General features: G+C 65.3%; 13 protein-coding genes. 2 read left to right on the forward strand and 11 right to left on the reverse strand.

Translation table 11 applies throughout. The features are described 5' to 3' along the window. Window positions 1-6: 6 nt before the first annotated feature. The 10 genes from recA to dapA all read right to left on the reverse strand — a co-directional run bounded on the left by recA (window position 7) and on the right by dapA (window position 12,269). A complete protein-coding gene (gene recA / locus H7F51_RS13280; RefSeq protein WP_185664798.1) occupies window positions 7-1,077 on the reverse strand; it encodes a recombinase RecA in 1,071 nt (356 codons plus the stop codon). 359 nt (window positions 1,078-1,436) lie between these two features. Beyond that, complete coding sequence (locus tag H7F51_RS13285) at window positions 1,437-2,609, reverse strand: hypothetical protein (RefSeq protein WP_185664799.1); 1,173 nt, start codon at window positions 2,607-2,609, stop codon at window positions 1,437-1,439. A 778-nt stretch (window positions 2,610-3,387) separates the two neighbouring features. Next, window positions 3,388-4,194, reverse strand: a complete 807-nt coding sequence (locus tag H7F51_RS13290) for a class I SAM-dependent methyltransferase (RefSeq protein WP_185664800.1) — start codon at window positions 4,192-4,194, stop codon at window positions 3,388-3,390. 159 nt (window positions 4,195-4,353) lie between these two features. Next, entirely contained in the window at window positions 4,354-6,447 is a 2,094-nt protein-coding gene (locus tag H7F51_RS13295; protein ID WP_246448423.1) for a CocE/NonD family hydrolase, read from the reverse strand. Between the two features lie 116 nt (window positions 6,448-6,563). Next, entirely contained in the window at window positions 6,564-9,017 is a 2,454-nt protein-coding gene (locus H7F51_RS13300; RefSeq protein WP_185664802.1) for a hybrid sensor histidine kinase/response regulator, read from the reverse strand. Between the two features lie 50 nt (window positions 9,018-9,067). Then, the gene (locus H7F51_RS13305) at window positions 9,068-9,607 is read right to left on the reverse strand and encodes a DUF2062 domain-containing protein (RefSeq protein ID WP_185664803.1); all 540 of its coding nucleotides are present in this window, start codon (window positions 9,605-9,607) and stop codon (window positions 9,068-9,070) included. Beyond that, a complete protein-coding gene (locus H7F51_RS13310; RefSeq protein ID WP_185664804.1) occupies window positions 9,604-10,173 on the reverse strand; it encodes a DUF2062 domain-containing protein in 570 nt (189 codons plus the stop codon). Before H7F51_RS13310 ends, H7F51_RS13305 begins: the two co-directional genes overlap by 4 nt. Window positions 10,174-10,311: 138 nt before the next feature. After that, window positions 10,312-10,794 carry an SsrA-binding protein SmpB gene (smpB, locus tag H7F51_RS13315; RefSeq protein ID WP_185664805.1) on the reverse strand — a complete coding sequence of 161 codons (483 nt, stop codon included), beginning with the start codon at window positions 10,792-10,794 and terminating at the stop codon, window positions 10,312-10,314. A gap of 102 nt (window positions 10,795-10,896) precedes the next feature. Then, window positions 10,897-11,073 (reverse strand): hypothetical protein, encoded by a 177-nt coding sequence (locus tag H7F51_RS13320; protein ID WP_185664806.1) that lies wholly within the window; start codon window positions 11,071-11,073, stop codon window positions 10,897-10,899. Between the two features lie 314 nt (window positions 11,074-11,387). Then, the gene (dapA, locus tag H7F51_RS13325) at window positions 11,388-12,269 is read right to left on the reverse strand and encodes a 4-hydroxy-tetrahydrodipicolinate synthase (protein ID WP_185664807.1); all 882 of its coding nucleotides are present in this window, start codon (window positions 12,267-12,269) and stop codon (window positions 11,388-11,390) included. 106 nt (window positions 12,270-12,375) lie between these two features. Between dapA and H7F51_RS13330 the strand changes: the two genes are divergently transcribed. After that, window positions 12,376-14,430 (forward strand): lytic transglycosylase domain-containing protein, encoded by a 2,055-nt coding sequence (locus H7F51_RS13330; RefSeq protein WP_185664808.1) that lies wholly within the window; start codon window positions 12,376-12,378, stop codon window positions 14,428-14,430. Between the two features lie 48 nt (window positions 14,431-14,478). Continuing rightward, entirely contained in the window at window positions 14,479-14,958 is a 480-nt protein-coding gene (locus H7F51_RS13335) for a GreA/GreB family elongation factor (protein WP_185664809.1), read from the forward strand. Between the two features lie 146 nt (window positions 14,959-15,104). On the opposite strand, the gene H7F51_RS13340 is transcribed toward H7F51_RS13335, so the two are convergent. Next, window positions 15,105-15,623, reverse strand: coding sequence for an endonuclease V (locus H7F51_RS13340; RefSeq protein WP_185664810.1), 519 nt, complete (start codon window positions 15,621-15,623; stop codon window positions 15,105-15,107). Window positions 15,624-15,686 lie beyond the last annotated feature (63 nt).

The following is a 15,686-nucleotide window of genomic DNA, read 5'->3' on the forward strand; positions in this document are numbered from 1 at the left end:
CGGGTGTCAGATATCGTCGTCCGCGTCCGGACCCGTCATCATCTCCCCGGCGAGACCTTCGGTGCGGCCGCGGATTGCAGCCTCCAGCCGGTCGCAAATTTCCGGATGTTCACGCAGATACGTCTTGGCGTTTTCGCGGCCCTGACCGATGCGGATCGAGTCGTAGCTGAACCAAGCCCCTGATTTTTCTACGATTCCCGCCTTGACGCCGAGATCGAGAATTTCACCGATCTTGGAAATGCCTTCGCCGTACATGATGTCGAATTCGACCTGCTTGAACGGCGGGGCGACCTTGTTCTTGACGACCTTCACGCGGGTGGCGTTGCCGATGATATCGTCACGGTCCTTGATCTGGCCGGTGCGGCGGATGTCGAGGCGGACCGAGGCGTAGAACTTGAGCGCGTTGCCGCCGGTCGTGGTCTCGGGATTGCCGTACATCACGCCGATCTTCATGCGCAGCTGGTTGATGAAGATCACCATGCAGCGCGAGCGGCTGATCGAGCCGGTCAGCTTGCGCAGGCTCTGCGACATCAGGCGGGCCTGGAGGCCGACGTGGCTATCGCCCATCTCACCCTCGATCTCGGCCCGGGGGACGAGCGCGGCGACCGAGTCCACCACCAGCACGTCGATCGCGTTGGAGCGGACCAGCGTATCGGTGATCTCGAGCGCCTGTTCGCCGGTGTCGGGCTGGGAGACGATCAGTTCGTCGATGTTGACGCCGAGCTTCTTGGCATAGACCGGGTCGAGCGCGTGTTCGGCATCGATGAAGGCGGCCGTGCCGCCGGCCTTCTGCGCCTCGGCAATGACGTGGAGCGCGAGGGTGGTCTTGCCCGAGCTTTCCGGCCCATAGACCTCGATCACCCGGCCGCGCGGGAGGCCGCCGACGCCGAGCGCGATATCGAGCCCGAGCGAGCCGGTGGAGATCGCTTCGACCTGCATCGTCTCCTTCGAGCCGAGCTTCATCGCGCTACCCTTGCCGAAGGCGCGATCGATCTGGGCGAGCGCGGCTTCGAGCGCCTTCTGACGGTCCATGTCCTTGTCTTTGCCTTCCTGGATAAGCTTGAGCTGAGCGGCCATTGCTGCGTTCCCTTGCCTAGTTGGCGCCGACCGGAATGGTCAACCGTTGGGCGGTTTGTATCCACTTTGTTCCAGCAGAACAAGTGGGGAACTCAAGGATTGGCGACGGAATGTCAAGCAATTGGTTTTTCGACGTTTTTGTCTGATCGGAATCCCACTTCCAGTGATCGGCCATTTCTGGGGATAGGGAATTCCCCGAGGCGATTCGCCGTCGTGGCGGTGAGAGGCCGGAACACGGCGCGGGCCGCGCGGCGGGGCGGCGTTGACGAAGTTGACGGGGTTGAGGGACAAAATCCCCAAATACCCTCCTCGGCCTTCATGGAGGCGCGCGCAACCACGAGAACAATCGGGCCCTGGAATCATCTCAGCGTGGTGTTGGCGATGTCCAGATTTATTTGGTCGACGGTCGCCAGCCAATGTGATTCGCAATATTCGGGCTCGCTCAAAGAGGCATTTTCGCGCGTTGGCGGACGACAGGGACGGTTTTGTGCCGAGAGATCAGCAGCCCAGGGCCTCGGCCATACGCGCAATTTATAATTCTGGTCAGTACGCCAACGAGCGACCTCGGCCGACCAGCGCGGGCCCTCGCTAACCACCGGATTGGGCACAAAATAGAAACAAAGTGCAGTCAGCATCGTCAGTTCGCACAGGCGAAACGCGATCATACGTCCGTTCTGCGTCTGATAATATGTTACGGCAACCAGACCAAGCCCCAGCAACGCCATAGGCATGACGTTATAGCGCTGGCTTACCGAGGGATCGAACCAAGCTTGAGGCGGGGATGCAATCATTCCACCGCCAAAGGCGGTCACGGCCAAAACAATTGCAGACGCAAAAATCCAGAAAACCGCAGTATGCCGATAGCACCACGTGACCCAAATCAAAAACCCGCAGTAAAGCAAGCCCAAGCCAGAAATTATAAACCATTCCAGCCCTTGCCCAAGATAGGCATCGATAGCAGCCTTACGCACGAACGCTGTGGCCAACGGCCCTCCAATCGGCACGACTCCAAGACGAACAAAAATGATCGAGGCCGTCTCAGCCAGCGAATGCAATTGCCCACGGGCAGCACTGGGCGAGTAGAAAAAGAGGAGTTGGATAAGTCCGGAACAGCCCAGTAAAGCCGTTTGCACAAGACGCGGCAAGGAACGGTCCAAAAGACTGCGCGCCAAGAACAGCGGCCCCAAAACCAAAGCGGCCAAACCACTTAGAGGAGCCAACACGAGAACAAAGGTTGTGATGATCCATCCACCTGCGCTGCGCGGCACATCAAAGGCCAACAGCAATACGCAGCACAGAACCAACTGAAACTGGATGTGAAGAATATTGAGCCAAGCCTCTTCCGACAACGGAGCGAGTGCCAGAGCCATGATGCTAGCCAAGACCACCCACCGCTTGGTGAGCCATTCCGCTTTTCCGTTAAGTACGAGCGCTGCCGGAAGCAGTTGAAACAATAGCGCCGCCCCCATCGTGAGGCGCGGCACAAATTCAAGAGAAATATATCCATTTTTAACGAGATATACAGCCAGCATGGCTATACCGTTCGCCGGAATATTTAAATAACCCCCAAACTAACGAAGTATATTGCTGTAACTATGAAAGTGCCAATCGTATGATATGAATATAGTCAATTCTTCAGCGAAAAACCTACCATACCACACTGCCTTTGGCAGGCGAAGCATCACAAATATTGCAAATATTAATAATATTACCAAGCGCTCTAATTTTGAAAAAATAGGCATTTTTTGCGCGCCGCACGGACCACAAAGCCAGTCACCAAGGCGCGCAATCCTCCCCATATCAGACAACCCCCGACAAGAGATAATCCTATTTCTACAAATTTACTTCGCGATCTCAAACAATCTAGCGCAAACTTAGTGGAACACTGATTAAAAAATCTACATAGAAACTTTAATATTATAAATTTATTAAAATACTTTATACGTTACCGTAATTTAAAAAACCGGCAGCGATGGGATGACCGGAAAAACACCCACACAGAGCTTCATCATGCGCTCAAGCAGCAGGATATCCAATCTTTCATTAAAACCTTTCCGAAGACGATGAAACATTTGCCACTTGTCCGGGATCATTGCGCGATATTCAGAACATGAACTTGGGCACGGAAAATAGTCCCGAGCGAAACCGGCCGCGCAACGTAAAGGGATAAACCGTCGAGCCGAGCAAGGCCGCTTGAGCGGCCACTTCGAGTGCATCGCCCCGCCGCCAACGATGCCAGCCTTCGTTGGCATGACGAGGTAGGGGTTTGCGCGGCCTCGCCGCGCGGTGACGACTTGGGGGCTTGCCCCCCTACCGCGCCGTGACGACCAGTGCGCTCATGGGGAAGCCGGTTTCGGGTTCGGCGGCGAGGGCCGCGAGGGTGGCGGCGGCGAGGGCGGCGTCGCGGGCTTCCTGCGGGTGGACGGCGAGCTCTCCGGCGGCCGGGCTGCCGAGGCAGAGGCCGCGGGCGACGTGCTCGGCCGAGCCGGGCGGGCTGGACAGGGCCACGCGGTCAACCGCGATCTCGGTGAAGCCGGCCTCGCGCAGGTCCTGACCGAGCTGGACGGTGTCGTGATGACCATAGGGCACGCGGGCGAGGAAGCCGGGCCGCGGTTCAGGCACGGCATCCTGCAGGGCGAGATGAACCGCAAGGGCGCCGGGATTGGCATCGAGCCGGTCCCACAGGTTGAACACGAAGGTGCCGCCGCGAACGAGGACGCGCCGCACCTCGCGGAAGGCAGTGACCTTGTCCGGGAAGAACATCACGCCGAACTGGGCGAGGACGAGGTCGAAGGCGTGATCGGCGAAGGGCAGGTCCATCGCATCGGCCGGCTCGAAGGTGAGGTTGGCCGGCGCGGCGCGCGCGGCGGCCACGGCGAGCATGGCGGGGTTGAGGTCGGTCGCCACCACGCGGGAGCCAAGCCCGGCCTCTTCCAGCGCCGCCGCGAGGCTGTGGCTGACCACCCCGGTGCCGGCGGCAATCTCCAACACGGCGCGCGGATAGAGGGCCACGGCGCGCTCCACCATGTCGGCCGCATAGGGGGCGAACAGGGCGGGGACGAGGCATTCTTCGTAAGTGGCGGGGATCGAACCGGTGAAATTGCTGTCCAGCGTCATCGGGGAACTCCCTTGCGCTCGATTCTCTGGGCGGTGACCATAGCCCAGAGCGCTCGTCCGCGAAATCGCGAACCGCAACACCCCGCACACAAAGACGGCGGCTGGGACGGCGGCCGGGACCGGCGGGCGAACGGCCCGCCGGTCCCGGCCCTCACAGGATCAGCGCACGGCCGCCGCGAAGGCCATGTCGCCATAGTCATACGTGCCGCCGCCGAACCGGCCGGTCACGGCCGTGCCCGGCTTGAGGCTGCCGGCAGGGAATTCGGCAACGATGGTGCTGCCTTCGAGCCGGACCGACCGCGCCGCCACGGCACCAGCCATGATCGCGCCGGGCTTGAGATCGGCGAGGTAGTGACGGTTGAGGCTGGCCGGGAAGGTCAGCCGCGCCGTGTTGCCGGCGACGGCGAGCGCGGGCTTGAGCGGGGAATTGACCGGCAGCACGATCGACGAAGGATGCGCCGGATCGCGCAGGACCTGGAGCACCGGCGTCGGCGTGATCTCGGGGGTGAACGACTTGCCGGGGCGGTGCCGGTCTTCGACCGAGGCGGCGACGGTCAGTCGGATCGAGTGACCGGCCCGGAATACCCAGGAGATCGGCGCCATGTCGAATTCGAGCCTGGTCGGCTGGCCGGGGACGAGCGGCTTGACGTCGGCCGCGAAGCTGCGGTGGTAGGGCAGGCCGAGGTTGTTGTAGGGCGGCGTGTTCAGCGCCCGGTGCGAGGCGCGCAGGCGGCCATCGTCGGTGCCCGGGAGCGGGGTGACCTTGCCGTCGGGTCCGACGTCGGCGAGATAGGCGGCGATGTCCGCGTCCTTGGCGGTCGAGGTGATCCACAGGTTGACCACCGGGTGGCCGATCAGCGCCGTGTCTGCGACCAGCGGCGCGGTGGTATAGACCAGGCCCTTGGCATCGCGGGTGGCGGCATCGATCGAATAGTCGGTGGTGTAGACGTCCTTTGCACCGGCGCGGGTCGGGACGGCGAGGCTCAGGCTGCCGGAATTGACCCCGCCCCTGGGGGTGCCGGCGGCGCCGGCGCCGAGGTAATGCGGCACGGCCCGCGCGGTGGGCAGCGGCCATTGCCAGGCCGAAGTCCACTCATGGCCCTGCGGACGGTTGTAGGTGTAGAGCGTGATCGGCGGCTGATCCATGATCCCGTTGTTGATGCCCTTGAGCCAATAGTCGAACCAGCGGTGCTGCTCGACCGTGGCGTTGAACGGGTTCTTGGCATTGGGGCGGGCGTCGGTGCTCCAGTTGCAATGGTCGCCCGGCGCCATGATCGTCTTCATCGGGCCGGTGAAATTGTGCATCTTGACCATGACCCCCAGCTTGACGCGCTGGTCCTCGCCCCAGTTGAGCGACTGGTAGGCCGGGATCGGGTTGCGGTTGAGTTCGGCGAAATGTTCGAGCGTGTTGACGTCGAGCCCGGGGCGGAAATTCTTGACGCCGAGGTGCTTGGCCACATCTGGCGCGACGCTGTCACGATAGGGCACCCAGCCCCAGTCGGTCCCGTAGCGGTGCTCCTCGCGCGCGGCGGCGAGCAGCTTGCCGTCGGTATCCTCGTCGACCGGCACGGCGCGGTCCTCAGCCTTGAGCAGATTGCCGGGATAGGGCCGGTCCGGGTCCGGCGCGGTCGGGGCGATGCCGCCCCAGTCGTAATATTCGGACGGCGCGCTTTGCGGAAAGACCGTGACCAGATGCGGCGGGTGGCTGACCGCCGCCTGCCACTGGGCGTGGCCGAGCGCGGAACAGCCGGCCATGCCGACCTTGCCGATCGACCACGGCTGGCGCGCCAGCCATTCGGTCATGTCGTAGGCGTCCCAATAGGCATCGGGGGACCATTCGGTGCGGTTGCTCTGCACCGCCTTGCCGAACGAGGCATAGTTGCCGCGCATGTCGGCCACAGCGATGACATAGCCATAGCGGACCAGCCCGATGGCCGGCGGCTCCTGCACCGGGGTATTGCCGCCCTCGTTACCCTTGCGCCGGGCATAGGGCGAATTCATCCAGACCACCGGGAGCGGGGTTTCGACCACCACGCCGTTCAGCGTGGGCCGGTAGATGTCGAGCGCGATGCGGGTACCGTCGCGCATGGCGACATATTGCGAGGTCAGCTTGTAACCGTCGTAGAGGACCGGGGAATAGCCGCTGTAAACGCCGGGCCGCGAAACCTGCTCCTGCGCCATGGCGGGGACAAGGCCCTGCACCAGGATGGCGGCGGCGGCGGTTGCGCAAAGCGCCTGACGGCTGGACATCATCACGTCTGGTATCCCCTTCCTTGACGAGCGCGCCTGTTCGCGGCGTGTTTCGTTGGCGAGATTGTGAACATAAATTGCGAACAATCAAGCGGCCGTTCGTCGCAATGTGTCGCGCCCTAGCCTTTCGCGGCGGCGAGGACGTAGGCGACCTTGTCGGTGATCTGCTGGACCGAAAAGGGCTTGGGGATGAAGTGCATGTCGACGATGTCGATCTCGCGCCGCAGCTGTTCTTCGGCATAGCCGGACATGAACAGGATCGGGAGCTGCGGGGCGATCTCGCGGATCTCGCGGGCCATGGCGGGCCCGTCCATCACCGGCATGACCACGTCCGACACGACCAGATCGAAGCGGCGGCCGAGGCGGACAAATTCGAGCCCTTCCTCGCCGTCGCAGGCGCTGGTCACCTCGTAGCCCTGGCGGGCGAGCGCGCGTTCGGCCACGGCGCGGACCGAGTCCTCGTCTTCCACCAGCAGGATCTTGCCGCCGCCGGCCCACTTGCGCGGTTCTTCCACCTTCGCGGCAGCGCCCGGCTTCGTCTCGCCATGGTGGACCGGGAAATAGACCGAGAAGCGCGTGCCCTTGCCCACCTCGCTGTCAGCAAAGATGAAGCCGCCCGATTGCTTGACGATGCCGTAGACGGTGGAGAGGCCGAGGCCGGTGCCCCCCATCGAGCCGCCCTTGCCCTGTTCCTTGGTGGTGAAGAAGGGCTCGAAGATCTTGCCGAGGTGTTCGGGCGGGATGCCGGAGCCGGTGTCTTCCACGAAGAGGGCGGTATAGTCGCCCTGCGGCAGGATCTCGCTGCGCATCGAACGGACGTCGGCGGCGGTGACGCGGCGGGTGGAGATGGTGAGCTTCGAGGTGCCATCGACCTTGCCCGCGCCGTCCTTGCCCATCATCGCATCGCGGGCATTGACCACGAGGTTGACGATGACCTGTTCAAGCTGGGTCGGATCGGCGCGGACCGGGCCGAGATCGCGGTCGTGCCGGACCTCGAAGCGGATCTTCTCGCCCACCAGCCGCTTCAGCATCTGGGTGATGTCGGCGACGACGTCGGGCAGTTGCAGCACTTCGGGGCGCAGGGTCTGCTGGCGCGAGAAGGCGAGGAGCTGGCGGGTCAGCGAGGCGGCGCGGTTGGAATTGGCGCGGATCTGCTGGATGTCATCATAGTCACTGTCGCCGGGCGTATGGCGCAGGAGCATGAGATCGCAGGTGCCCAGAATCGCGGTCAGCACGTTGTTGAAATCGTGCGCGACGCCGCCCGCGAGCTGGCCGACCGCCTGCATCTTGGTGGCCTGGGCAACCTGGCGCTTGAGCCGGGTTTCCTCGGAACTGTCGGTGAGGCCGAGGAGGACGGCGGCCTCCCCCAGCCCGCGCACGGCGGCGAGGCTGAGCGAGACCGGATCGTCGGGCTGGCTCTTGAGGCGCACGGCGATGTCCCCGGCGGCGGCGGGCCCCTGCGCATAGCGGCGCACAGCGTCTGACAGGGCGGTCTTGTCCTCCCGCACCACGAGGTCGGAGGGGAACGGCGGGGGCAGCTCGCCATCGCGCCCGGCCGCGCGCATGAAGGCGGCATTGGCAAAGAGGAAGCGCCCGTCGCGGTCGGCCATGGCGAGGCCGAGCGGAAGCTGGGCGAGCAGGGCCTCGAGGTGGGGGACAGCGGCATGGCCCTCGGTCCCGCCGACGCCGCCACCGATGCCCATGCCCGAATCGACCAGCAGCATCAGCGAGGGGGTGCGGTCCGGGTCCGGCGCATAGGGCAGGTCGGGATCGGCGACCGGCACGTAGTACATGGTCAGCGGGGTGCCCTTGGCCCCTTCGCGGGCGAAAGTGATGCGGTCCTGCTCGTCCTGATGGAGCAGGGTGACGAAATCCATGCCCGTAAGGGCGAACTGGGCATCGCCCGCGGCGCGCAGGGCGAAGCCGGAGGAAGCCCCCCTGATCCGGCCATCGGGATCGACGATCGCGGCGTTGATCCCGGCGGCGGCCAGCGCCCGGCCGAGCTTGCCATCGAGGCTGCGGACCAGATCGGCGACGGGGTCGGGGCTGGTCAGCTCGGTGAAGCGCCAGACGAGGAAATCGTCGCCCCGTCCGGCGCGGCGCGCCTCCACCCGCCAGGCCCGGCCATCGCCGACGACGCGATCTAGCTTCGCGGCGCCGTCGCGCCAGGCGCTGCGCGACGCGGCGGACAGGGCGGCGAGCGCGGCCTGATCGAGCGGCAGGCGCGGCGGGGCGGCGGACATGCCGAACCACGTTTCATGCAGGGGATTGGCACAGACCAGCCGGCCGGCCCGGTCGGTTATGGCGACGGCAGCGTCCTCGCGGTCGATCGCGGCGAAAGTGACCGACCAGTCCGGCAGGGCCCATTCGGCCTCGGCCGCGTCAGGACGGCGGCGGGACAAGGCAAGGCCGAGGCCGCCCAGAGCAAGGGTTCCGCCGGCAAAGCCGGTGGTGGCCAGCGGATCGCCGGTGACCAGCCAGAGCACTGCGGCCGAAGCGGCAAAGCCGGCGCCGACCGCCAGCCAGTCAGCCTTGAGGCCCCGGGACGCGGTCGGGGCGGCGCGGCCTACCATCGGAAGATCAGGGCCATCAGAAGATCAGGGCCATCAGGAGAGCGCGGCCATCAGGCGCCGCCGAGACGCTGGCGGCGCTTGCGCGCGACCCACCAGCGCCACAGGACCGAGGCGAGGACATAGCCGAGAACAGAGAGCACCGTGGCGATGACCAACAGGCCGAACGCCGTATCCAGCCCGGCGCCGGTCAGGTGCTTCAGCAGGTCGTCTGTCCCGGTCTGTTGCATCGTTTCCCCGATGGGTTGAATGCCGGTCATCGCATCAAGATGCAACAGCCACTCACCAATCCGGTAGGCGACGGCCACGATGCCGACGTAGATCACCGGGAAGCCGATGAAGGTGGCGGCCATGGCGGCGGGAATGTTGGCGCGCACGAAAACCGCCACGAAGATCGCAACGATGAAATGGGCAAAGGGGATCATCACCCCCACGAAGAGGCCGAGCGCCACCCCGCGCGGGACCGAGCGGCGGTTCATCCGCCACAGTTCGGAGCGGAAGATCAGGTGCGCGAAAGGGCGCAGCCAGGCATGGCTCTCGAGGCTTTCGCGGGTGGGAACCCGCGCACCCAGCCAGGCGCCCAGCCCGCTCATCCCGCGACGGCGCCCTCTTCCGCTAGGCGCAGGGCCAGGCGATGTTTGCGCTTGTGGCGGATCCACGCGCCCCAGGCGAAGCCGGTGACGAGATAGGAGACCGCGGCCGAGACGACGGCGACGACGCACAGGCCCAGCGCGAGAACCTTGCCCTCGGCCGTGATCCAGACCAGCAGTTGCCACGCGTCGGTCACCTGCAGCAGGCTGTCGATCGGGTTGGCGTGGAACATCGCGTCGAAATAGAGCAGCCGCTCGCCCACCTTGTAGGAGGCGGCCCAGATGAACGGGGTGGTGAACGGGTTGGTGATGAAGGTGGTCAGCGCCGCGACCGGGACATTGGCCCGGACCGAGAGCGAGAGGAAGGCCGCGAACAGGATCTGGGCGAAGGGCAGGATGATCCCGACCAGCATCCCCAGCGCCACGCCGCGCGGCACCGAGCGGCGGGTGAAGCGCCACAGCTCATGAGCCAGCACGCGGTGCGCAAAAGGACGCACGAAGCGGTTGCGCTCCATCTCCTCGCGCGTTGGCATGTTGCGCCTCGCCCAGCTGAAGAATCTCTCGGTCATTGCTCCACCGTCCGTGCCGGCAACCTAGGGGCACAACGGCCGCCGCGCGAGATGCCATCTGCGCCAATACGCCTTTCCGCCCGGTGAAGGGGGCGGCGCTTGCGACGAATTTCCGGCAGCCGGTTCACGGTCCCGCGGTCACCCATGCTCGCGCATGAGGCGGCCCTGTTCCCGCTTCCAGTCGCGTTCCTTGATCGTGGCGCGCTTGTCGGCCGCGTTCTTGCCCTTGGCGAGGGCCAGTTCGACCTTGGCCCGGCCGCGCCCGTTGAAATAGATCGACAGCGGCACGAGGGTCATGCCCTTGCGCTCGACCGCGCCGGTCAGCTTGCTGATCTGGCGGGCGTGAAGCAGCAGCTTGCGCGGGCGCTTGGGCTCGTGGTTGAAGCGGTTGCCGTGGCTGAATTCGGGCACGTTGGAATTGACCAGCCAGACCTGCCCCTCGCGCAACTCGGCATAGGATTCGGCGATCGAGCCCTCGCCGAAGCGCAGGCTCTTCACCTCGGTCCCGGTGAGGCAGATCCCGGCCTCGAACACCTCGTCGATCGCATAGTCGAACCGCGCGCGCCGGTTTTCGGCGACGGTCTTCTTCTTGTCGAAAGTGGCGGGAGTCGGACGGGCCATGATGGGCGCCATGTAAGGCGCGTGTGCCCGTTCAGGAAGGGGCCAATTGCGCCGATTTCAATCGGGTTGACGAATTTCCCGCGGCCGGACCGGCCGGGGACCTCAATTCAGGCGGGCCTGGCGGACGAAATCGACCGGGATCACGGTCGCCTGCCCCGGATTCGGGCTGCGCCGCTGGTGGCCGCTTTCGCGGCGGGCGCGCTCTGCCGCGCGGGAAAGAAGCAGTGCGGATCGCTCCGCTGCCTCGATGCTCATGGTGAGCGAGTGACCATCGGGCATGAGCAAACGCACCTCTCCGTCACTGCCGGGCAGAACGTGAAGCGGGGCTTCATGAACGAGCTTGCGAATTCGCGATGCCATAAGCGGTTAACGCGGGGTTTCGGGCAAGAGTTCCCCGCTCCGTCGCATTGTGGGCGCGGCTCATCGTGCCTGAAGCGGGCTTTCCCGGCGGTTGGATAGTTGCATGGCCGTCCGCTTTCAGGAGGCGCCATTGGCGTGGGGAATGGCCGGAAAGTCGGGGCCTGCTGCCCCTACCTCCCGTCGCCCCTGCGAATGCAGGGGCCCCTCCACCCCTGACCGGATTTATCGCAACCCTAGAGCAGGCCGGCGTGGACCAGCGCGGCGTCGACTGCCGCCCGGGCTTCGGCGTTGCACTGGACCAGCGGCAGGCGCAGGTCCTCGGTCAGGAAATCGTGGACCTTGCTCAGCGCGTACTTGACCGGGCCGGGCGAGGCATCCTCGAACATGGCGTAGTGCAGCGGATAGAGCCGGTCGTTGAGCTGGCGCGCCGTGGCGAGGTCGCCGGCGGCGCAGGCGGCCTGGAATTCGGCGCAGAGCTTCGGCGCGACATTGGCCGTGACCGAGATGCAGCCGACCCCGCCCGCCGCGTTGAACGGCAGGGCCAGTTCGTCGTCACCCGAAAGCTGGACGAAGCCGGCGCCGATGCCCATGCGGTGATCGGTCACGCGCGAGAGATCGCCGCTGGCGTCCTTGATGCCGATGATCTTGCCGGGGAAGCGCCGCGCCAGTTCGCAGACGGTTTCGGGCTTGATGTCGGTCACCGTGCGGGCGGGCACGTTGTAGAGCACGATCGGCAGATCGCTGTGCTCGGCAAGGTAGGAGAAGTGGGCGAGCAGGCCCTCCTGGCTCGGCCGGTTGTAATAGGGCGCGACGAGCAGGGCCGCGGCGGCGCCGCACTTCTTCGAGAAATTCATGTGCAGCAGCGCGTTCATCGTATCATTGCTGCCGCAGCCGGCGATGACCGGGACCCGGCCCGCCGCCTGCTCGACGCAGACCTCGATCACGCGGTGATGCTCGGCGTTCGAGAGAGTCGAATTCTCGCCCGTGGTGCCGCAGGGGACGAGCGCGGCCGATCCGTTCGCGATCTGCCAGTCCACCAGCTTGCGGAAGGCCTTCTCGTCGAAGGCCCCGTCGCGAAATGGCGTTACCAGAGCCGGAATAGAACCGGAAAACATGCGCGAATTCCCTGCTTTTGCCCCATTTGCCTGCTAGCTCCTGTGGACGGGAGCCCCGGCTTCGGGGTAACTTGTCGTTCAGCGCCTGATAAGGAGCAAAAGTCGAATGTCCAGCATGGTCCGCAAGTCTGTTGCAGTGTCTTTGCTGGTTTTCATCGCGCTGGAAGGTCCGGCGTCGTCGCAGAGTGTCTCGATCCCGGTGGTCCAGCCGCTGCCCGCACCGGGTAGCACCAGCACCGCCCCGGCACAGACCCTGGCCGTGCCCACCAGCGGCGAGGGCAGCGAGTGGGACCGGGCGCGGGCGCAGCTGAAGATGAGCGCGGCCACCCCCGTGGCGCAGGCGATCTATCGCTGGAAGACGCTGTCGAGCTACGACAACCTGTCCTTCTCCGACTATTCGGGCTTCCTCCTCGCCTATCCAGGCTATCCCGAGGAAGCCAAGCTGCGCCGCTATGCCGAGCAGGCTCTGGAACGCGGGCCGGCCGATGCGCGCCAGATCGCGACCTATTTCGACCGCAACGCCCCGCTCTCCAACCCGGCGCGGGCGCAATATGCCCTTGCCGCGGCCCAGCTCGGCCGGGGCGATGCGCCGGCCCTGGCCCTTGCCGCCTGGCGCGGCGGGGCGATGAGCGACGCGGCCGAGGCCTCGATCGGGGCGATGGTTTTCGGCAAGGCGAGCGCGGCCGACCAGGACGCGCGGATGGACGCGCTGCTGTGGGCCGGGGCGACCCAGCAGGCCCAGCGCCAGATCGCGCTCACCTCTCCGGCGCGGCGCGATGTGTTTTCCATGCGGCTGGCCGCCTTGCAGGGCACCGATCCCGCCGCGCTCGGCCTGATGGTTCCGGCCATGATCGGCGCCGATCCGGGCTATGATTACAACCGGGCGCGCCAGCTGATCAACGCAGGGCGGCAGGGCGAGGCGGCGATCCTGCTCGCGGGCCGCCCGGCGCTGGCCGCGCTGCCGGCAGACGGGGAGAAGTGGGTCGGCCTGCAACTGTCGGCCGCGCGCAATGCCGATGCGGCGAGCGCGGTGCAGATCGCCAGCAAGATCGACGACGGGTTCGCGCCGCGCACCGACATTTCCGCCGCCAGCTTCCGCCTGCGCGACGACTATACCTCGCTGATGTGGCTGGGCGGGACCAAGGCGCTGTGGAGCCTGGGCAATCCGCGCGCGGCGGCGCCCCTGTTCTGGCGCTACGGCAATGCGGCGCGCACGCCGCAGACGCGCTCCAAGGGCTTCTACTGGGCGGGCCGCGCGCTGGCCCAGGCTGGCGACGCGGCGGCCGCGGCGCAATATTTCCAGCAGGCGGCGGCCTATCCGGACCAGTTCTACGGCCAGCTCGCGCTGGAGCGGCTGGGCAAGCCGATTCCCGCTTTCGCCAATGCCCCGACCGTGGCTCCCAGCCCGGCCGAGCGGCAGGCTTTCCTTTCCCGCCCGATCGCGGCGGCCGTGCGCGAAGTGGCGCGCGACAGCGACTGGCCGACGGCCGTGCGCTTCTTCAAGGAAATCGCGGATCAGGCCGCGACTCCGGCCGAGCACCAGATCGTGGCCGACATGGCGCGCGAACTGGGCCGGCGCGACCTGGGCGTGATCCTGGGGCAGGCAGCTGGCGCGAGCGGAATCCAGGACTTCCAGCATGTCGCCTTCCCGCTGATCCCGACGCCGGAGGGAACCGACTGGACCATGGTCCACGCGATCAGCCGGCAGGAAAGCCAGTTCGCCCAGAACGCGGTGAGCCATGCCGGGGCGCGCGGGCTGATGCAGCTGATGCCTTCCACCGCGCGCGAGCAGGCGGGCAAGGTCGGCCTTGCCTTCGACGCCTCGGCGCTGATGAACGAGCCGGGCTACAACCTGAAGCTGGGCGATGCCTTTTTCGGGCGGATGATGACCTATTACAACGGCAGCTATCCGCTCGCCGTGGCCGCCTACAATGCAGGGCCCGGCAATGTGAACAAATGGCTGCGCGCCAATGGCGATCCGCGCACCGGCACGATCGACTGGATCGACTGGGTCGAGCGGATTCCGATTTCCGAAACCCGCAATTACGTCCAGCGGGTGCTGGAAAACGCCGTGGTCTATGAAGCGATGAACCCGGCCAAGGCGAGCTACAAGGGCGCCAATCCGCTCAGTCACTTTCTGGGGAAGAGCAGCGGAGGCTGATCGCCCTCCCCTTCCCCTCCGGCCCCCGCGCTCCTAGACGATCTGCGCATGAAACCCGATGGCCCTCCGATCACGCCTGCCGGCATGGCCGCGCTGCGCGCGCGCTACGATCACCTGCTCGGCACCGAGCGCCCGGCCATCGTCGAGGTGGTGTCCTGGGCGGCGGGCAATGGCGACCGCTCGGAAAACGGCGACTATCTCTATGGCCGCAAGCGGATGCGCGAGATCGACCGTGAGCTGGCCTTCCTTGCGCGGCGAATGAAATTCGTCCGGGTGGTCGACCCGGCACGGCAGGAGGACCGTTCGCGGGCCTGGTTCGGCGCCACGGTGACCATCGCCGACGAGGACGACAACCAGCGCGTGCTGACCCTGGTCGGCGACGACGAGCAGGACGCGGGCAAGGGCCTGATCGGATGGTCGGCGCCGCTGGCGCGGGCCCTGCGCGGCGCGGCGGTGGGGGATCTGCGGCGCGTAGTCCTGCCGGGCGGCGAGAAGGAATGGGAAGTGCTTGAGATTGCCTATCCCTGAGCGGGTGGGCAAAGCCCAGCGCTATCGACATGCCATCGCCGGGCGTCGGACGGCGGAAATGTCGGGGGAGCGGACGTTGAATGACCTCACCTTTTCGGCGCAAAGGCCGCACGGGTATGTGGCCAAGGCTGCCTGTGAGATGTGGCTTAAGCCGAAGCTGTCGCGTTGATGATGTTCATGGCAGTGACCAACAACTCTTCGCTGTCCGTGCCCTTTCTTACGGCGATCGTCACTTTGTCTCGTCCAAACGGGCGGTTCCAACTGGGCGACCTGCGCGCCATGAAAATAGTCAGCACCGACTTTGTGCCACCCCGCAAACTCCATTCGGTGATATCTGATCCTTTGATGTCATCCCACTTCAGCGCGGGAATACCAAAACACGGGTGTAGCTTCACCCCGTTACCGTCAACGACCATTACCGGGCTGCGATCAAGAGCCTCCCAAGCCGTTGGAATAAGCGGTATCGCAAAAAAGAGGGCTAACCCAAGCATTCCTATATCCGTGGCAGGCGATGATCTCTCGATCCACGAAAGGCTGAAGTGCGACGCGATGCCTAGAAATAGAACAACAGCTACAAATCCGCCGAAAAACACGCTCCTGCCAATTAGGATGGATTGCGTCGTCGGGGGCATAACAATTTCTTGTTGTTGGGCAATCGCGTCCACGTCAAGCACTCCAAAGCGCTAGCCAAGTATGGAGCGGAAGAAAAGTGGCTGCAATGTCCGCAA

This window comes from Novosphingobium flavum (assembly GCF_014230315.1).
Classification (GTDB): Bacteria; Pseudomonadota; Alphaproteobacteria; order Sphingomonadales; family Sphingomonadaceae; genus Novosphingobium; species Novosphingobium flavum.

Excerpts from the sequence above, each read along its gene's own strand:
- H7F51_RS13285 (WP_185664799.1), bottom strand. The coding sequence starts at position 2,609 with ATGCTGGCTGTATATCTCGTTAAAAATGGATATATTTCTCTTGAATTT.
- H7F51_RS13320 (WP_185664806.1), bottom strand. The coding sequence starts at position 11,073 with ATGCCCGATGGTCACTCGCTCACCATGAGCATCGAGGCAGCGGAGCGA.
- H7F51_RS13295 (WP_246448423.1), bottom strand. The coding sequence starts at position 6,447 with ATGATGTCCAGCCGTCAGGCGCTTTGCGCAACCGCCGCCGCCGCCATC.
- H7F51_RS13300 (WP_185664802.1), bottom strand. The coding sequence starts at position 9,017 with ATGGTAGGCCGCGCCGCCCCGACCGCGTCCCGGGGCCTCAAGGCTGAC.
- H7F51_RS13305 (WP_185664803.1), bottom strand. The coding sequence starts at position 9,607 with ATGAGCGGGCTGGGCGCCTGGCTGGGTGCGCGGGTTCCCACCCGCGAA.
- H7F51_RS13330 (WP_185664808.1), top strand. The coding sequence starts at position 12,376 with ATGTCCAGCATGGTCCGCAAGTCTGTTGCAGTGTCTTTGCTGGTTTTC.
- H7F51_RS13290 (WP_185664800.1), bottom strand. The coding sequence starts at position 4,194 with ATGACGCTGGACAGCAATTTCACCGGTTCGATCCCCGCCACTTACGAA.
- recA (WP_185664798.1), bottom strand. The coding sequence starts at position 1,077 with ATGGCCGCTCAGCTCAAGCTTATCCAGGAAGGCAAAGACAAGGACATG.
- H7F51_RS13335 (WP_185664809.1), top strand. The coding sequence starts at position 14,479 with ATGAAACCCGATGGCCCTCCGATCACGCCTGCCGGCATGGCCGCGCTG.
- dapA (WP_185664807.1), bottom strand. The coding sequence starts at position 12,269 with ATGTTTTCCGGTTCTATTCCGGCTCTGGTAACGCCATTTCGCGACGGG.
- H7F51_RS13310 (WP_185664804.1), bottom strand. The coding sequence starts at position 10,173 with ATGACCGAGAGATTCTTCAGCTGGGCGAGGCGCAACATGCCAACGCGC.
- smpB (WP_185664805.1), bottom strand. The coding sequence starts at position 10,794 with ATGGCCCGTCCGACTCCCGCCACTTTCGACAAGAAGAAGACCGTCGCC.